Annotated in this window: 13 protein-coding genes; 6 read left to right on the forward strand and 7 right to left on the reverse strand. The window is 70.8% G+C overall.

Annotation, left to right across the window (positions count from 1 at the left end; all coding sequences use genetic code 11):
- Positions 1–109: 109 nt before the first annotated feature.
- Together KUM38_RS43780 and KUM38_RS29740 are read right to left on the reverse strand one after the other, a co-directional pair.
- A complete protein-coding gene (locus KUM38_RS43780) occupies positions 110–457 on the reverse strand; it encodes a transposase (RefSeq protein ID WP_374227106.1) in 348 nt (115 codons plus the stop codon).
- Between the two features lie 1,103 nt (positions 458–1,560).
- Positions 1,561–2,325, reverse strand: coding sequence for an SDR family oxidoreductase (locus KUM38_RS29740; protein ID WP_217133798.1), 765 nt, complete (start codon positions 2,323–2,325; stop codon positions 1,561–1,563).
- A 101-nt stretch (positions 2,326–2,426) separates the two neighbouring features.
- Here KUM38_RS29740 and KUM38_RS29745 point away from each other — a divergent pair, with 101 nt between their 5' ends.
- The 3 genes from KUM38_RS29745 (at position 2,427) to KUM38_RS29755 (ending at position 4,968) form a co-directional block, all read left to right on the forward strand.
- Positions 2,427–3,275: a helix-turn-helix transcriptional regulator gene (locus KUM38_RS29745; protein ID WP_217133800.1), complete on the forward strand. Its 849-nt coding sequence runs from the start codon at positions 2,427–2,429 to the stop codon at positions 3,273–3,275.
- 278 nt (positions 3,276–3,553) lie between these two features.
- Positions 3,554–4,336: a DUF899 family protein gene (locus KUM38_RS29750; protein ID WP_217133802.1), complete on the forward strand. Its 783-nt coding sequence runs from the start codon at positions 3,554–3,556 to the stop codon at positions 4,334–4,336.
- A gap of 23 nt (positions 4,337–4,359) precedes the next feature.
- Positions 4,360–4,968 (forward strand): dihydrofolate reductase family protein, encoded by a 609-nt coding sequence (locus KUM38_RS29755; RefSeq protein ID WP_217133804.1) that lies wholly within the window; start codon positions 4,360–4,362, stop codon positions 4,966–4,968.
- Positions 4,969–5,020: 52 nt separating this feature from the next.
- On the opposite strand, the gene KUM38_RS29760 is transcribed toward KUM38_RS29755, so the two are convergent.
- The gene (locus tag KUM38_RS29760) at positions 5,021–6,556 is read right to left on the reverse strand and encodes a family 43 glycosylhydrolase (RefSeq protein WP_374227107.1); all 1,536 of its coding nucleotides are present in this window, start codon (positions 6,554–6,556) and stop codon (positions 5,021–5,023) included.
- A gap of 248 nt (positions 6,557–6,804) precedes the next feature.
- Here KUM38_RS29760 and KUM38_RS29765 point away from each other — a divergent pair, with 248 nt between their 5' ends.
- The 3 genes from KUM38_RS29765 (at position 6,805) to KUM38_RS29775 (ending at position 9,515) form a co-directional block, all read left to right on the forward strand.
- Positions 6,805–8,013 (forward strand): DUF2235 domain-containing protein, encoded by a 1,209-nt coding sequence (locus KUM38_RS29765; protein ID WP_217133808.1) that lies wholly within the window; start codon positions 6,805–6,807, stop codon positions 8,011–8,013.
- 62 nt (positions 8,014–8,075) lie between these two features.
- Positions 8,076–8,576, forward strand: a complete 501-nt coding sequence (locus KUM38_RS29770; RefSeq protein WP_217133810.1) for an N-acetyltransferase — start codon at positions 8,076–8,078, stop codon at positions 8,574–8,576.
- 168 nt (positions 8,577–8,744) lie between these two features.
- On the forward strand, positions 8,745–9,515 hold the full coding sequence (locus KUM38_RS29775; RefSeq protein ID WP_217134448.1) for a GNAT family N-acetyltransferase: 771 nt from the start codon (positions 8,745–8,747) through the stop codon (positions 9,513–9,515).
- A 180-nt stretch (positions 9,516–9,695) separates the two neighbouring features.
- Here KUM38_RS29775 and KUM38_RS29780 read toward each other — a convergent pair whose 3' ends face one another.
- The 4 genes from KUM38_RS29780 to KUM38_RS29795 form a co-directional block, all read right to left on the reverse strand.
- Entirely contained in the window at positions 9,696–10,277 is a 582-nt protein-coding gene (locus tag KUM38_RS29780; protein ID WP_217133812.1) for a hypothetical protein, read from the reverse strand.
- A gap of 9 nt (positions 10,278–10,286) precedes the next feature.
- Positions 10,287–10,556 (reverse strand): hypothetical protein, encoded by a 270-nt coding sequence (locus tag KUM38_RS29785; protein ID WP_217133814.1) that lies wholly within the window; start codon positions 10,554–10,556, stop codon positions 10,287–10,289.
- Positions 10,557–10,659: 103 nt separating this feature from the next.
- Positions 10,660–12,417 carry a lectin gene (locus tag KUM38_RS29790; protein WP_217133816.1) on the reverse strand — a complete coding sequence of 586 codons (1,758 nt, stop codon included), beginning with the start codon at positions 12,415–12,417 and terminating at the stop codon, positions 10,660–10,662.
- A 17-nt stretch (positions 12,418–12,434) separates the two neighbouring features.
- Entirely contained in the window at positions 12,435–15,260 is a 2,826-nt protein-coding gene (locus tag KUM38_RS29795; protein WP_217134449.1) for a lectin, read from the reverse strand.
- Positions 15,261–15,401: the final 141 nt, after the last annotated feature.

Here is a 15,401-nt window from a genome sequence, read left to right on the forward strand (position 1 = left end):
AGGTCGACGATTCAGAGTGAGGACAGCCGAAGCGTCAATCGGGGATCGGGTCAGACCCTCGAGCGGTGCTGCCCCATCCTCACAGTCGGGGATCTTGGAACGGTCGAGGTCAACTGCCCAGCGTTCTGCAGGACTTCGATCGTGGGATGCCGTGCTGGTCCAGGAGTGTCCGGAAGGCGGTCGGTGGCCGTGGTGAGGGGGTTTCCTCAGTCGGCGGCAAGCCGCTGAGGCGTTCGATGTTCACGGCGACGGCCGTGAGTACGTGTTGCAGATGGGTCTTCGGCTGTCCCCGGTAGCGGCAGTGGCGCATGTCGTGTCCGTGGGCGAGGCAATCGCACGACAGGGCGGGAGAGTTGAAGCGGGCGGGCTCGGGCGCGTACAACAACGACAACAGGGCCTCCGGGAACCGCTCGGAACGGGATCGCACCCCCGAGCTACCAGGAGGCCCTGCCCTCATGCACGTACGGCCGGAAGATCACCCGACCAGGAACCCTGTTCGACTTGCAGATTCCATGAGCGGTTGAGATACGGCTTCTCACTCAACTCCAGCGGGTACTTCCTCGGGGCAGATATCGTCAGAGCTCCTCTCGTCATCCCCATCTGACCTGCTGTCACCTCGCGCCGCATCTCGGGGGAACCTCAACTTCCACACCCGCAACCCCGACCCGGGCCGCAAGAGCCGCTACCTCGTCCGCCGGCTCAAGGCCCTCGGCCACGACGTCACCCTCACCCCGGCAACCGCCTGACGCCCCAGCCCTGCCCGCCGCACCGTTGAGTTTTCCGGTCAGGGCACCTTTCGTGTCACCGGTCCCGCTCCAGGGCGAAATCAGCTGAATAGCCGAGGCTGGGTGCCTGTCCGGAAACTTCGCGGCCCCTCATCCTTGACCTGTGCGGCGGAGCCGTGAAGTGGTTGACTCCTCCGCGTGCCGTTTCGCCGGTTGCGCTCCAGGGGTGTTGCGCCTCGTAGGGAGGACCTGGTGTTGTCGGCTGCGCATGCGTGCGACGTGCCCCGTCGGACAAGGTGGCGCCCGCCCCCGAAGTCGTAGCGGGTCTTCCGCAGATCCCGATGCGCTCAGAACCCGGTGAACCAATTCACGGCCGACTTCGTCTAGACGGTTGAGATTCGTAGACGCTGTTATCCGGGTGCGCTCGTACCGTCGAGCCGCAACCCTTCCACAGAGGTAGATATGTCCCTTTCTGTAATCCTGCTCTTCTTTGTCACAGCCGTCACGCTTTTTGTATACAGGTTTGTGCAACGCCGACTGACCATCGGCGCCGCGTTGGGAGTGACGGTTGGCGCTCTGGGGCTCCAGCTCTTCGGCCTTTGGGTCGTGGCCGAGCTCACATTCGCCAACATGGGCTGAGCTTGACTCTGTCGGGCACCGTGCGTTCTCAACCCAACCGGCACCGCCAGGGCACCCGGACGAGCCCCTCATCAGGCCCGTTACGGACCATGGGATGAGAAGCACGCACTCGCCGTCCGTCACGGACCACGACGACCGGACAGGCGGCGTCGACGGCGTGGACCGGGGCGAGTGCGCGGTCGCGAGCGGCTCCGGCTCACTTCCCGTGCGGGTCGGTGCCGTTGAGTGTCTCGACGACCTGGTCGTAGTCGCCGCGGGCCTCGCCGTAGCGCAGGAACTTCACGCGCTCGACCTGGATCTCCTTCGCGTCGGGCCGGGTCTCGATCAGGCCCGCCACCTCTGTGACGAACTCGTCGAGCGGCATGGCGTGTTCGTTGTCCTCCTGCCCGGGCAGGAGTGCGGTGCGCACGGACGGCGGTACGAGTTCCACGACCTTCACCGAGGTGCCGGCGAGCTGCAGCCGGATGGACTCGCTGAGCATGTGGATCGCCGCCTTCGAGGCGTTGTAGCTCGGCGTGGCCCTGAGCGGCGTGAAGGCCAGCCCCGAGGAGACGGTCATGATCGTGGCGTCCGGCTGCGCCTGCAGGTGCTCGACGAACGCGGCGATCAGACGGATCGGACCGAGCACGTTCGTCGTCACCGTGGACTCCGCGGAGGCGAGGAACGACGCGGGATCGCGCCAGTCCTCGACGCGCATCACGCCGGCCATGGTGACGAGGACGTTGAGGTCCGGGTGCCGGTCCAGCACCTGCTTCGCGGCGGAGGTGATGCTCGCGGCGTCCGTGGTGTCGATCTGCACGGTGTCGATGCCGGGGTGCTCGGCCGCGATCCGTTCCAGCAGCTCGGCGCGCCGGCCGCCGACGATGACGGTGTTCCCCCTGGCCTTCAGCTCGAGGGCGAGGGCGAGACCGATGCCGCTGGTGGAGCCGGGGATGAAGACGGTGTTTCCGGAGATGTTCATGCCCCGATCGTCGCCGGTCCGCCGCCGCATGGGCAGAGACCGGTTGTCGGGGGATCGGCGATCCCTGGCTCGCCCACCGGTGCCGGACGATAATCGACTCCATGGACCGTGCAGCTCTGGCCGACTTCCTGCGCCGCCGCCGCGAGGCGCTGCGACCGGAGGACCTCGGCCTTCCCACAGGCGCACGCCGTCGGACCCGGGGTCTGCGGCGTGAGGAGGTCGCGTCCCTGGCCGTGATGTCGACCGACTACTACACACGGCTGGAGCAGCGGCGCGGGCCGCAGCCCAGCGAGCACATGCTGGCCTCGCTCGCCCGGGCGCTGCGGCTGACGGGCGACGAGCGCACCTACCTGTACCGGATAGCCGGGCACAACGCACCGGTGCCGCTGTCGGCCTCGCCTCATGTCGCTCCCGCGCTGCTGCGGGTGCTGGACCGGCTCGACGACACCCCGGCGCTCGTTCTGACCGACCTGGGCGAGACGCTGGTGCAGAACAGGATGGCCGCCGCCCTGCTCGGGGACGCGTCGAAGCACACGGGTCTCGCCCGCAGCGCGATCTACCGCTGGTTCACCGATCCCGCGGAACGATCGCGCTACCCCGAGGCCGACCGCGACCGGCAGAGCCGCGCCCAGGTCGCGAACCTGCGCGCCGCCCATGGGCTGCGGGGCCCGCGTTCGCGGGCCGGTGAACTCGTGCGCGCCCTCCAGAGGGCGAACGAGGAGTTCGCCGAGCTGTGGGAGCGGCATGAGGTCGCGCAGCGCTTCGAGGACCACAAGACGCTCATCCACCCGGAACTCGGCGCGATCGAGCTGGACTGCCAGGCGCTGTTCACCGAGGACCAGTCCCAGACCCTGCTCGTGCTCACGGCTCCGCCGCGCACCGAGGGCCACGAGAAGCTGCAACTGCTCGCCGTGCTCGGACTGGACCGATTCGCCGAGGCGGAGGGCTAGATCGGCCGGTCCGACGAGCCCTCGCCGATGAGGGCGCACAGTCGCGCCTCGAGCACGTTCCGCATCAGGACGCGTTTCCCCGGGGGGCGTGGCCGCGGGGCGTTCGGTTGCTCCCCCATGCTGTGGCTCAGTAGCCGCGCGGGCGTCGCCGCTTCCGTACGCCGGAAACGGTGTTCACCGCTGCGATGAGTTCCGGACCCGGCGCGAGTCTCTTCCGGTGACCGTCGTAGAGCGTCGTCGTACGGCGCTGTCCGGCACGAGACACCACGGAGGCTCCCATGACGACCACACCGGAAGACCCGACCACCGCCCTGTCCGGACGCCCGGCCGTGGTCGACCTGGCCACCTGGCAGGCCGCACGTGACGAGCTGCTGGTCCGCGAGAAGGCCCACACCCACGAGGGCGACGCCATCGCCGCGGCCCGCCGCCGGCTGCCGATGGTGGAGTTCGACGGCACGGTCGAGGTCGTCGGACCCGACGGCCCGGTCCCCTTCCTGGACCTGTTCCAGGGCCGCGACGAGCTCGTGGTCTACAAGCACATGTGGTACGACGGCGCGCCGCACCAGGGGCAGTGCGAGGGCTGCACCACCACGGCCTGGCACCTGAAGGACGCCGTCTACCTCAACGCCCGCGGCGTCTCCTTCGCCGTCCTGACCACGGGCGCCTGGGACGAGGTGGCCTCCTACGTCGCGTTCATGGGCTACACCCAGCCCTGGTACTCGGTGCGCGGCGTGGAGGCGCCGGTCGGCGGCGACATGGGGTACCTGACCAGCTTCCTCCGCGACGGCGACCGCGCGTTCCTCACCTACTCCACGACGGGCCGCGGCAACGAGCGGGTCAACGGCTCCCTCGGCCTGCTCGACATGACGCCCTACGGCCGCGGCGAGGCGTGGGAGGACAACCCCGAGGACCGGCCCGAGGGGGGCAGCCCGTGCTGGTCCTGGCGCTCGGACGCGGACGGGAACGCCACCTGGGGCCCGACCAGCCGCCCCGTACCGCAGTGGACCCGCCCCGGCGCGACCCCCGTGGAGACCCTCGGCCGCCGCGGTCACCACCACTGACACGTACCAGGAGGACCACACACATGGGCAGGGTGATCTGCGATCTCACGATCTCGGTCGACGGTTACTCGGCCGGGCTCGGCCAGACCGAGGAACGGCCGTTCGGCGACGACGGCGGCGACGGATCGGGCGGCCGGCTGCACGCCTGGATGTTCGACACGCCCGAGGAGAACAGGACCGAGGTCGACCGGATGAGCGCGGCCGGAGCGTTCATCATGGGGCGCAACATGTTCGGCCCGGTGCGCGGCGCGTGGGACCGGCGGTGGAACGGCTGGTGGGGCGAGGATCCACCGTTCCACGCCCCGGTGTTCGTGCTCACCCACCACGCGCGCGAGCCGCAGCCGATGGACGGTGGCACCACGTACCACTTCGTCACCGACGGAATCGCATCGGCACTGGCGCAGGCGCGCGCGGCGGCCGGTGACGGCGATGTCGCGGTGCAGGGCGGCGCGACCACCGTGAACCAGTACCTCGCCGCCGGCCTGATCGACGAGCTGCGGCTGCACATCGTGCCGTTCACCCTCGGCGCCGGCACGCGGCTGTTCGAAGGCGTTCCGCCGCTGGAACTGGAGCAGGTGACGTCGCGGTCGGCGAGTCTGGTCACGCATGTGACGTACCGCGTGCTGCCGTGAGCCGAAGGCCGGCCGTCGGTGAACCGACTCACCGACGGCCGGCGGGGTGGATTCAGTTCACGTAGACCTCGGCGCGGTCGACGCTCACGAAGGACGCTCCGGACTGGGAGTTGTGCTGTCCCGTCACCCGGATCCGGAGGGTGTGGCTGCCGTGTGCGAGACGTGGGCTGGTGTACTGCACCGCCTCGCCGACGCGGATCGGGCCGTGGAAGTCCACCCGCTGTTCGGGGCCGCCGTCGACGCTGACGGCCGCGTAGCCGTTGCCGGTGTCCTTGACGGAGAGCAGGACGATGCGGGTGCCGGTGAAGGAGAAGGTCGCCGTGGCGCCGGTCCGGTCGCTCCAGTGGTCGTCGCTCCAGAAGCACTGCGTGGCGCAGCCCGTGCCCGAGTTCCAGGTACCGCTGTAGGTGACGCCGCCGGGGCCGCTGGAGCGGCCGTCGTCGTTGATCCAGTAGTTGCCGGACCCGGGGTCGCCGGACGGCAGGTCCTGGGTGGCGCCCATGGCCAGCGGGCGGCCGAAGTCGGGGCTGCCGTCGGCCCGCCAGGTGAACTTCTGCGCCCGGGTCGTGCGGTTGCCGTACGTGTTCTGCGACGTGGTCTTGGCGTGGTGGACGATCCAGTCCTCGGTGCCGTCGGGAGAGCGGAAGAAGGCGTGGTGGCCCGGCCCGAACACGCCCCGGTCGTCGGCCCGGGAGAACACCGCGCCCTGGTGCTGCCGCCAGTTGCCCGGCACGAGCGGGTCGGCGCTCAGCGGCATCGACATCATCCAGACCTGGTAGTCCGGCTTGCCGGTGTCGCACGCGGAGTAGGTCATCCACACCCGGCCGTTGCGGTACAGGAACTCCGGGCCCTCCCGCACCTCGGGGCACCCCCCGGCCGCGTCGATGGCGACGGCGTTGCCCGAAACGGTGTACGGGTTGGACATCGGGGCGATGTTGAGCCCGTTGTGCTGGTACTGGTTGATGCCGCTGTACGCGAGGTAGAGGCGGCCGCCGAGCTGGAGGATGCCCGCGTCGATGGCGAAGTCGTTCGCGTGGTTGGGCGGGGCGAGCTTCGCCTTGAAGTGGTACGGGCCGGCCGGGTCGTCGCGCTCCGACTCCAGGACGTACAGGCGGTGGTGGTCGTCGACGCCGTCGTCGGCCGTGTAGTACAGGTACCAGCGGTCACCGAAGCGGTAGAACTCCGGGGCCCAGATGTTGCGGTTGCGGGACGGGTCGGAATCCGTCCACACGGTGATCGGGTCGGCCGTCAGCAGGGTGCCCAGGGACGGGGAGCGCCACATTCTGATGCTGTCGCCCTGGGTCGTGGTGAGGTGGTAGTTCCCGTTCCAGTGGGTCATGAACGGGTCGGGTCCGGTGTTGAGCGGGTTGCGGAACGTGCCGGCCGCCGCGACGGCGGCCCTCGCTTCGGGAGCCTCGGGTGAGGCCGCGGCGGCCGGGGCGGCGGCCGTCGGCAGAAGACCCAGGACGAGCCCGAGGAGGGCGGCGACGAGCAGGGCGATGTGTCCGCGGGGACGCAGGAGATGCCTGGTGGGCACAGGGGGTCCTTTCCGGGAGCGGGTCTCGGCCGGAAGGCCGTGGCGGGGCATGGACCGCACAGCGTTTTACATCGTTGTAATGTCGAGGCGTCATGCTAGGGACGGCATTCCTCTCCGTCAATGGCCTCCGCACCGAGTGGAGTCGGCGGCGAGATCGGTCCTCCACCCGCTGCGCCCTCCGCGTCGATCCTGATCGTCGGGACGCCGCAGGACCGCCCCGTATGGCGCGGGGCGCCGGACGGTGGGACCCTGGAAGTGGTGCTGTGCGCCGCTCCACGCTCTCGCGAGGAGGGATGGTCATGGCCAAGCGTCTGGTCGTCTGCTGCGACGGCACATGGAATTTCGCGGACCAGCCGAGCAAGACCAACGTCGCCAAGGTCGCCCTGTCCGTGCGCCCCGGGACCGCCGCCGGGAAGGAACAGCGGGTCTACTACCACAGCGGGGTCGGCACCCACCGGTGGGAGCGTCTGCGTGGCGGCGCCTTCGGCGTGGGGCTGTCCCGGAACATCGTGAACGCCTACCGGTTCCTCGTCGAGACGTACGAGCCCGACGACGAGTTGTTCCTCTTCGGTTTCAGCCGCGGTGCGTTCACCGCCCGCAGCCTGGCGGGGCTGGTGCGCAACAGCGGCATCCTGCGCCGGGACCACACCGACCGGATCCCGGAGGCCTGGGCTCTGTACCGCGACCGCATCGAGCAGCCGAACGGCGCGGCCGCCACGCTGTTCCGCCGCTCGTACGCGCACGAGACGGAGATCGGGTTCGTCGGGGTGTGGGACACGGTCGGCGCCCTGGGCATCCCCGTCCCGGACACCCCATGGCTGCAGCCGGCGGCGAACCGGTTCAACCACCGCTGGGCGTTCCACGACACCGAGCTGAGCGGCTGGGTCAAGGCGGCCTTCCACGCGCTGGCCGTCGACGAACAGCGCTCGGCGTTCCGGCCGGCCCTGTGGCACCAGCATCCCGGATCCGCCGCGCGGGGCCAGGAGCTGAAGCAGGTGTGGTTCGCCGGGGTGCACAGCGATGTCGGTGGCGGCTACAAGGAGACGGGGCTGTCCGACATCGCCCTGCTGTGGATGGTCGACCACGCCCGCAGGCATGGGCTGGAGTTCGACGCCGACGCGCTCAGCACGGAGGGCCCCCGGGTGATGAAGCCCGAGGAATGCGTCGACTTCCGTGTACGGCCGGACGCGTCGGGCACGCTCCACACCTCACGGACGGGCCTGTACCGACTGGCCGGGCCGCTGCACCGGCCGCTCGGGAAGGCGGTGGACGACCACGGCGAGCCCGACGGCAACGAGTTCCTGGCGGTGCCCGCCAAAGAGCGCTACGACCGGGACCCGGACTACCGGCCGCCGGAACTGGAGGGTTACCTGGGCCGGCAGGAGCGGGTCCGGCTGGAGCCCGTCCTGCTGCCGGGCCTCGCCGCGAGCCTGCCGCCCATGCCTCCCGCCACGTCCGGTCCGGGAGCGGCGGCCGACGCGCGGGACGGACTCCACCGTGCCACGTGACACCGGCCGGCTGCGGCGATATTCCTTTGCGCGGCCCTTCCCGGCCTGGTTGGCTCACGCTCATGACCTGGCTTCCGCATGACTTCGTCCACCCCCTCCACGTCGGCATACCCGACGGCGGAGGCCACCGGCTGCGCCCGATCAGCGGCGCGGACGCGCCGCTGGACTATCCGACGGTGATGGGTTCGCGGGAGCGGCTGTGGTCGATCTTCGGCCCCGCGTGGGGCTGGCCGTCCACCACGATGTCGTACGAGGCGAACCTCGCCGATCTGGAGCGGCACGCCGCGGAGATCGAGGCGCACGAATCGTTCAACTACACGATCGAGAACGCGGACCGCACCGCCCTGCGTGGCTGCGTCTACATCGACCCGCCCGAGAAGCAGGGGGCGGACGCCGAGATCTCCTGGTGGGTGGTGGACGACGAGGTGGGCGGTGCGCTGGAGCGGGCTCTGGACGCGTTCGTGCCGCGCTGGATCGCCGAGGACTGGCCCTTCGAGCGGCCGCGTTTCATCGGCCGGGACGTGACCTGGGAGGAGTGGCTCCGGCTTCCGGACCATTCGTGAGCAGGGCCGTCCGGCCGCCGGTGCCCTGCCGGTGTCCCGCGTCACCCATGACGCCGGATCCGGCCGGTTCGAGCGTGCTCCGTCGGTTCCGGTGGGCAGACATGCCCCTGCCGGCGATCGAGCAGAGGAGACAGGGTGACACGGAACTTCGCTGACGCGGTGGAATCGATGGAGCAGCTCGCCACGGTCTGGCGGGGGCTGGTCCTCGACCGGAATCCGAGCGCGGACGTACGGGACCTGCCGGGCATCGCGGTGCGCTGGGCGGAGTGCCGGTTCGGTTTCTGGAACTGCGTCACGCTCACCGAGGCGGGGACGGACGCGGACCTCATGGAGAAGCGGCTGCGTCAGGCGGCGGACATCATGCGGTCGAAGAGGCACGCCGGCTTCCTGTGGGTCTTCGAGGACCTCCTCGACGCCGAGGCGCGCCCGCGCCTGACCGAAGCGGCCGGGCGGGCCGGTCTGGTGCACGCCTTCTCGGGCGTCGGCATGGCCGGTGACCTGCTGCCGGTCCCCGAACCGGCGCACCCGGACCTGACGTTCGTGCGGGTCGCCACGGACGAACACCTGCGGGCCTACGCCGACCTCAACTCGCGCGCCTACGGCATGCCGCTGGAGGCCGGCCGCGACGGCCTCGCGGGCTCGGAGCTGTGGCGGACGGGGGTGCACGCCTACCTGGGCCTGCGGGACGGCGTGCCGGTGACGTGCGCCGGGACCGTGGAGGCGGACGGCCGTCTCTTCGTCGTCCTGGTGGCCACGGATCCACGATGGGAGCGCAGGGGGTACGGGGAGGCGGTGACCCGCAAGGCCCTGTACGAGGGCGCCCGGGCCACCGGACTGACCCGCGCCACGCTGCACGCGACCGCCGCCGGGGCTCCCGTGTATCCGCGGATCGGCTTCGAGCCGAACAGCCCGCTGCACTTCTTCGCCCCGGGAAGCTGACGGACCGTTCCGGAGACCCGTGTCATCGGGTGAACAGTGCGCTGCCGACGGACCGGATGCCGCCACCGCGCTGTGCGCGCTCTGCACGGTGATGCGCGAACGCAGCCTTCCGCACCCGGCCCACGGTGAGCAGCGTGACGGTGGGGCTGAAGGGAGGCAGTTCGGACACGGGGAGGCAGACTACCCCTCGTGCGAGGACCGCCGGTGGTACCGCTCCTCCGGCGCCTCACCACCGGCGCCCGCGCCGCCGCGGCTCCCGCGGAGGGTCTCGCGCACCTCGCGCAGGCGCCGCACCTGTCGGCCGCCCTGCCAGGTCAGCAGCGGCAGGCAGACCGCGCCGAGCAGCCCGCAGACCAGTGCCTGCCGGACATTGCCCAGGAGGAGCGGCGCGGCGACAAGCAGCGCGTACATCAGGTAGAGGACCGCCAGGGCGGGACGCCGGTGCCGGGTGCGGCGCAGCCGCTGCTCCGCCAGGTCCAGCATGGCCTCCCGGTCGGCGGGCGACGAGGGGATCTCCCCGTGGCGCAGCCGGCGGTCCAGGGTGACCAGACGGTCGCCCGAGCCGCCGGCCACGCGTTTCTCCCTGGCCCGCAGCACCAGTAGGACGGCCACCGCGCCCACTGATGTCACGGCGGCCCGCGCCAGCACCACGAGGGCCGGCTCCCCCGGTGACATCAGCATGATCACCGCCCAGCCCAGGAGGACGACGAGCAGTATCTGGGCCCAGATGTGGCGGCCGAGGAAGGTGTTGAGCCGTTCCACCGCCGCCCCCTACCGTCCGGTCCGGACGTTGCCGCGCCGGGCGCCCACCGTCCGGGCGGTCAGCGCGGCGGCCAGCAGCACGCAGGCCACCACGCTGTACGCCCATTCCGCCGTTCCGCGTGCCACGCCGACGACGCTCCACACCACCCACAGGCCGAGCACCACGCACAGTGCCGTCGAGGCGATGTCGGCGACGCGTGCGCGTAACTGGGCGCGCTGGCGCGTGCCCGGTTCGAGGTCACCGAGTTCCTGTCCGCCGTCCTCGTGACGCGCTCCCATGACCGGCCTCCTTGCACACCTTGCCTTGTTCGTCCCTGACGACCTATCGGCTACCCCGGGACGAAAGCACCAAGCGGCGGGCGGGGCGGACAAGTTGCCGGGATCAGGGCAGGGTCCACTTCTGGTTGGGGCCGGTGTGGCAGGTCCACAGGTGGACCGGCGTACCGTCGTTCCACGTGCCGCCCGAGGCGTCCAGGCACTTGCCCGACTGCGGATTGCGGACCGTGCCGTCCGACTGGGCCGCCCACTTCTGCGCCCCCGTCCCGTTGCACGTCCACAACTGGACCCTCGTGCCGTCCGCACTCCCGCCACCGGAGACGTCCAGGCACTTGCCCAGCGCCCTCAACGTGCCGTCATCGGCCACCGTCCACCGCTGCGCCGCCGTCGTGTTGCACGTCCAGATCTGCACCTCCGTACCGTCCGCCGTACCCGCGTTGTCCACGTCCAGACACTTGCCGCCGACCCCCTTCACCTCGCCGGTACGCGGGTCGGTCGGAGTTCCGGTCTGTTTGATCCGGATGTTGCGGAAGGCCGCGTCGTCGCCGTCGCCGTGGTTCTGGAGGCCGATGTGGCCCTGGGCCAGGCTGCGCGCCGGGTCGGTGTTGGTGAAGTCGTTGATCTTCCGGCCGTTGAGGAAGACCTCCAGCCGCTCCCCGGTGACGCGGATCTCGTACGTGTTCCACTCCCCCGGCGGATTCAGCGCCGCGTCGCGCGCGGCGAGGTCGGCGGACCGGAATCCGTACACGGCTCCCGTGGTGCGGTCGGCCGCGTCGGTGGCGTCGATCTGGATCTCGTAGCCGTTGTCCACCGCCGACCAGGGGTCGTCGGAGGCCGGGAAGCCCACGAAGACACCGGAGTTGTCGTCGCCGTTCAGCTTCCAGTCGAGCTTCAGCGAGTAGTCGCCGGTGAACTCCTCGGCGTCGTACCAGAAGAGGCCCAGTCCGCCGTGCGAGGTGAGGGTGCCGTCGGCCAGGGTGAAGCCGCCCGGTCCCGCCTGCTTCCAGCCGGTCGTGCCGGTGCCGTCGAACAGGGGCGTGTAGCCGGTCTCCGGGCGGCAGTCGGCCTGGGTGGTGCCGGCGGCCCAGCGGATGCCTCCGAGCAGGTGCCGGCGGAAGGCGGGGTCGGCGTAGGACTCCTCGGTGTGGCCGCCGCCGGTGTAGAAGGCGCGGCCGCCGGCGTACTCCTTGCACCAGGCGATCGGGTGGTCGCCGGACATGGAGCCGCCGGAGTAGCTGGACTCGTCCAGCGAGGCCAGGACGTGGGCGGTGGTGCGGGGGTTGGTGCGGTAGTTGTACCACTCGTCGGTGCGCTGCCAGGTTCCGGCGAGGTGCGCGGTGGCGTCGTGCGCCCGGTCCTCGACCTCGACGGTCGCGGGCTGGATGGCGGGGTGGGACTGGAAGAGGGCGCCGGCCAGTCCTTCGTAGAAGGGCCAGTCGTACTCGGTGTCGGCGGCGGCGTGGATGCCGACGTATCCGCCGCCGGTGCCGAGGTACTGCTCGAAGGCGGTCTGCTGGGCGGGGCCCAGGACGTCGCCCGTGGTCGACAGGAAGACCACGGTCCGGTACCGCGCCAGGTTGGCGGTGGTGAAGGCCGCCGGGTCCTCGGTGGCGGTGACGGTGAAGTTGTTCGCCGCTCCGAGGTCGCGCAGGGCCGTGATGCCCTCGTCGATCGAGGAGTGGCGGAAGCCCGCCGTCCGGGAGAAGACGAGGATCTCGTACGCCGGGTCGGCCGCCGCGGTGGCCGTGCGGTCCGCGGTGTCGAGGGCCGCCGGTGCGGCGCCGGGCAGGGCCGCGGTCTGGGGTGTCAGGCAGAGCACGGCGCCGGCACACAGGCTGAGCGCTGTCTTGAACAGGGTGCGCATCGTGGGTCGCCTCCTCTCTACGGCAGGGTCCACTTCTGGTTGGGGCCGGTGTGGCAGGTCCACAGGTGGACCGGCGTACCGTCGTTCCACGTGCCGCCCGAGGCGTCCAGGCACTTGCCGGACTGCGGATTGCGGACCGTGCCGTCCGACTGGGCCGCCCACTTCTGCGCCCCCGTCCCGTTGCACGTCCACAACTGGACCCTCGTACCGTCCGCGGTCGCACCACCGGAGACGTCCAGGCACTTGCCCAGCGCCCTCAGCGTGCCGTCATCGGCCACCGTCCACCGCTGCGCCGCCGTCGTGTTGCACGTCCAGATCTGCACCTCCGTACCGTCCGCCGTACCCGCGTTGTCCACGTCCAGACACTTGCCGCCGACCCCCTTCACCTCGCCGGTACGGGTCCCGCCGGTGGAGGTGGTGAAGGAGAACTCGTCCACGTCGAACAGGGCGCCGCTGCCGCCCTTGAAGACGAGGTACAGGGTGGTGGGGCCGGCCGGCCCGCCCGTCAGGGACGCCGTGACGTCCTGGAAGGTCTCCCAGCCGCCGGTGACCGGCACGGTGGCCGTGCCGAGCACGGTGCCGGTCGGGGAGCCCGCGCGGACTTCGAGGGTGCCTCCGCTGCCGCCCGAGGAGACACGGGCGGTGAAGCCGGTGGCGTTGTCGAGGCTGTAGGGCGTGAAGGAGATCCAGTCGCCGTTGTGGATCTCGCCGACCGTCTTGCCGCCGTGCGCGGGTGTGTGGTTGACGACCTGGACACCGGCGGAGTCACCGTAGTGCTCGGCCTGCCGGTGGCTGGGCTGGGTGATGTGCTGGTCGTGCGCGGTGAGCGCGGGCTGGCCGCCCGCGCCGTTGTCGGTGTACTCGGCGTCGATGACGCCGAAGATGTTGGCGTTGGGGTCGTGTTCGCCGTCCGCCAGGGTCTGCAGGGTGCCGGTGCAGCCGGTGGCCGAGGTCTGCGGGTGGCCGTGGCTGTCGTGACCGATGATGAAGGTGACCTTCACCTTGGCGCAGTCGATCGTGCCGTCCTCCGGGTCGGTGACCGTGACCTTGAACGGGATGGCGGCGCCGAAGTCGTAGATCCGCCCGTCGGCGGGTGTGTCGAGCCGTACGGTCGGGGCGGTGTTGCCGACGGTGATCTGGACGGAGGCCGTGGCGGACTTGCCGGTGGGGTCGGTGACCTTCAGCGTCGCGGTGTACTGGCCGTTGGTGGTGTAGGTGTGGGACGGGTCGGCCGCGGTGGAGGTGGCGCCGTCGCCGAAGGTCCAGGCGTGGGTGAGCGCACCCCCGTCCGGGTCGGAGCTGCCGGCCGAGGAGAAGCCGACGGTGAGGGGTGCTGTGCCGGAGGTGGTGTTCGCCTTGGCCTGGGCCACCGGGGCGAGCCCGCCGGTCACGTGCTCGATGCGGTACAGGGCCGAGTTGGCGTCGCCGTTGAAGTAGCCGGTGCCGTAGTCCAGGACGTAGAGGGCGCCGTCCGGGCCGAAGGCCATGTCCATCACCTGGGTGCCGCTCCACGGGAAGGAGTTGACGGCCTGCACGGTCCCGTCGCCGCCGGCCTCGATCCGCTTGATCCAGCGGCGGCCGAACTCGCCGGCGAAGAAGTCGCCGTCGTACTCGGCGGGGAACTTCACCTCGGAGGCGGAGTTCGCGTCGTACCGGTAGACGGGTCCGCCCATGGGCGACTCGGATCCGTTGCCGAACTCGGGGACGGAGGCCCCGTCGTAGGGGATCCAGGCGGGCTGGGCGGGCGGCAGGTCGGTCAGGCCGGTGTTGCGCGGTGAAGTGTTCCTCGGCGCCGAGCAGTTGAAGGCCGAGCCCGAGGCGCCGGAGCCGAAGTCGTAGTCGACGTAGGCGTTGTTCTTGCCGGTGCAGTAGGGCCAGCCGAAGTTGCCGGCCTTGGTGATCCGGTTGAACTCGACCTGTCCGCCGGGGCCGCGGGAGGCGTTGGCGGTACCCGCGTCGGGGCCGTAGTCACCGACGTAGACGGTGCCCGTGGCCTTGTCGACGCTCATCCGGAAGGGGTTGCGGAAACCCATGGCGTAGATCTCGGGCCGGGTCCTGGCGGTGCCGGGTGCGAAGAGGTTGCCCGCCGGGATGCTGTACGTCGCGTCGGGGTTCACCTTGATGCGCAGGATCTTGCCGCGCAGGTCGTTGGTGTTGCCCGAGGAACGCTGGGCGTCGTAGGCGGGGTTGCGGGAGGCGCGCTCGTCGATGGGGGTGTAGCCGTCCGAGGCGAAGGGGTTGGTGTCGTCGCCCGTCGACAGGTACAGGTTGCCCGCCGCGTCGAAGTCGATGTCGCCGCCGACGTGACAGCACAGGCCGCGGGAGGCGGGCACGTCGAGGATCTTCTTCTCGCTGCCCACGTCGAGGGTGCCGTCGGTCCGCAGGACGAACCGGGACAGCCGGTTGACGCCGTCGAAGGGGGTGAAGTCGGATGCCGTCCCGTCCGCGGGGGCGTCGCCGGCCGGGGTGCTCAGCTCGGGGGCGTAGTACAGGTAGACGAAGCGGTTGGTGGAGAAGCCCGGGTCCGCCGCGACGCCCTGCAGGCCCTCCTCGTCGTGGCTGTAGACGTCCAGCCTGCCCGCCACGGTGGTGGTGCCGGCCGCGTCGGTCCGTCGCAGGGTGCCGTCGCGCGAGGTGTGCAGCACCGAGCGGTCCGGCAGGACGGCCAGTGTCATGGGCTCGCCCGTTTCGGCCACGCCTTTGGCGAGGGTGACCTGCTGGAAGTCCTCGGCCGCCGCGGCTGCGCCGCCGGGTCCGGCCGGGGCGGCGGCGGTGGGGGCCCCGGCGGCCGGGCCCACGGGCAGCGCCAGGCCCATGGCACACGCCACGGCCGTCAGCAGCATGCGGACACGTCTGTGTCCGAGCGGTTTCGTGCGCACGGAAGTCTCCAGGAATATGGGGGGTGGCGGCAGGCCGCGGGGGCCTGCCGTGAAGGAGTACGGGCGCGCGCCGTCGCGCCGTCGAACACCGGCCCGTCACCCCGG

Source organism: Streptomyces sp. AC558_RSS880 (assembly GCF_019049255.1).
Taxonomy (GTDB): Bacteria; Actinomycetota; Actinomycetes; order Streptomycetales; family Streptomycetaceae; genus Streptomyces.

What these genes read in the sequence shown, in the direction of transcription:
- KUM38_RS29785 (WP_217133814.1), bottom strand. Translation starts at nt 10,556, where the DNA reads ATGGGAGCGCGTCACGAGGACGGCGGACAGGAACTCGGTGACCTCGAA.
- KUM38_RS43780 (WP_374227106.1), bottom strand. Translation starts at nt 457, where the DNA reads ATGAGGGCAGGGCCTCCTGGTAGCTCGGGGGTGCGATCCCGTTCCGAG.
- KUM38_RS29775 (WP_217134448.1), top strand. Translation starts at nt 8,745, where the DNA reads ATGGAGCAGCTCGCCACGGTCTGGCGGGGGCTGGTCCTCGACCGGAAT.
- KUM38_RS29795 (WP_217134449.1), bottom strand. Translation starts at nt 15,260, where the DNA reads ATGCTGCTGACGGCCGTGGCGTGTGCCATGGGCCTGGCGCTGCCCGTG.
- KUM38_RS29750 (WP_217133802.1), top strand. Translation starts at nt 3,554, where the DNA reads ATGACGACCACACCGGAAGACCCGACCACCGCCCTGTCCGGACGCCCG.
- KUM38_RS29770 (WP_217133810.1), top strand. Translation starts at nt 8,076, where the DNA reads ATGACCTGGCTTCCGCATGACTTCGTCCACCCCCTCCACGTCGGCATA.
- KUM38_RS29760 (WP_374227107.1), bottom strand. Translation starts at nt 6,556, where the DNA reads ATGCCCCGCCACGGCCTTCCGGCCGAGACCCGCTCCCGGAAAGGACCC.
- KUM38_RS29755 (WP_217133804.1), top strand. Translation starts at nt 4,360, where the DNA reads ATGGGCAGGGTGATCTGCGATCTCACGATCTCGGTCGACGGTTACTCG.
- KUM38_RS29790 (WP_217133816.1), bottom strand. Translation starts at nt 12,417, where the DNA reads ATGCGCACCCTGTTCAAGACAGCGCTCAGCCTGTGTGCCGGCGCCGTG.
- KUM38_RS29745 (WP_217133800.1), top strand. Translation starts at nt 2,427, where the DNA reads ATGGACCGTGCAGCTCTGGCCGACTTCCTGCGCCGCCGCCGCGAGGCG.
- KUM38_RS29740 (WP_217133798.1), bottom strand. Translation starts at nt 2,325, where the DNA reads ATGAACATCTCCGGAAACACCGTCTTCATCCCCGGCTCCACCAGCGGC.
- KUM38_RS29765 (WP_217133808.1), top strand. Translation starts at nt 6,805, where the DNA reads ATGGCCAAGCGTCTGGTCGTCTGCTGCGACGGCACATGGAATTTCGCG.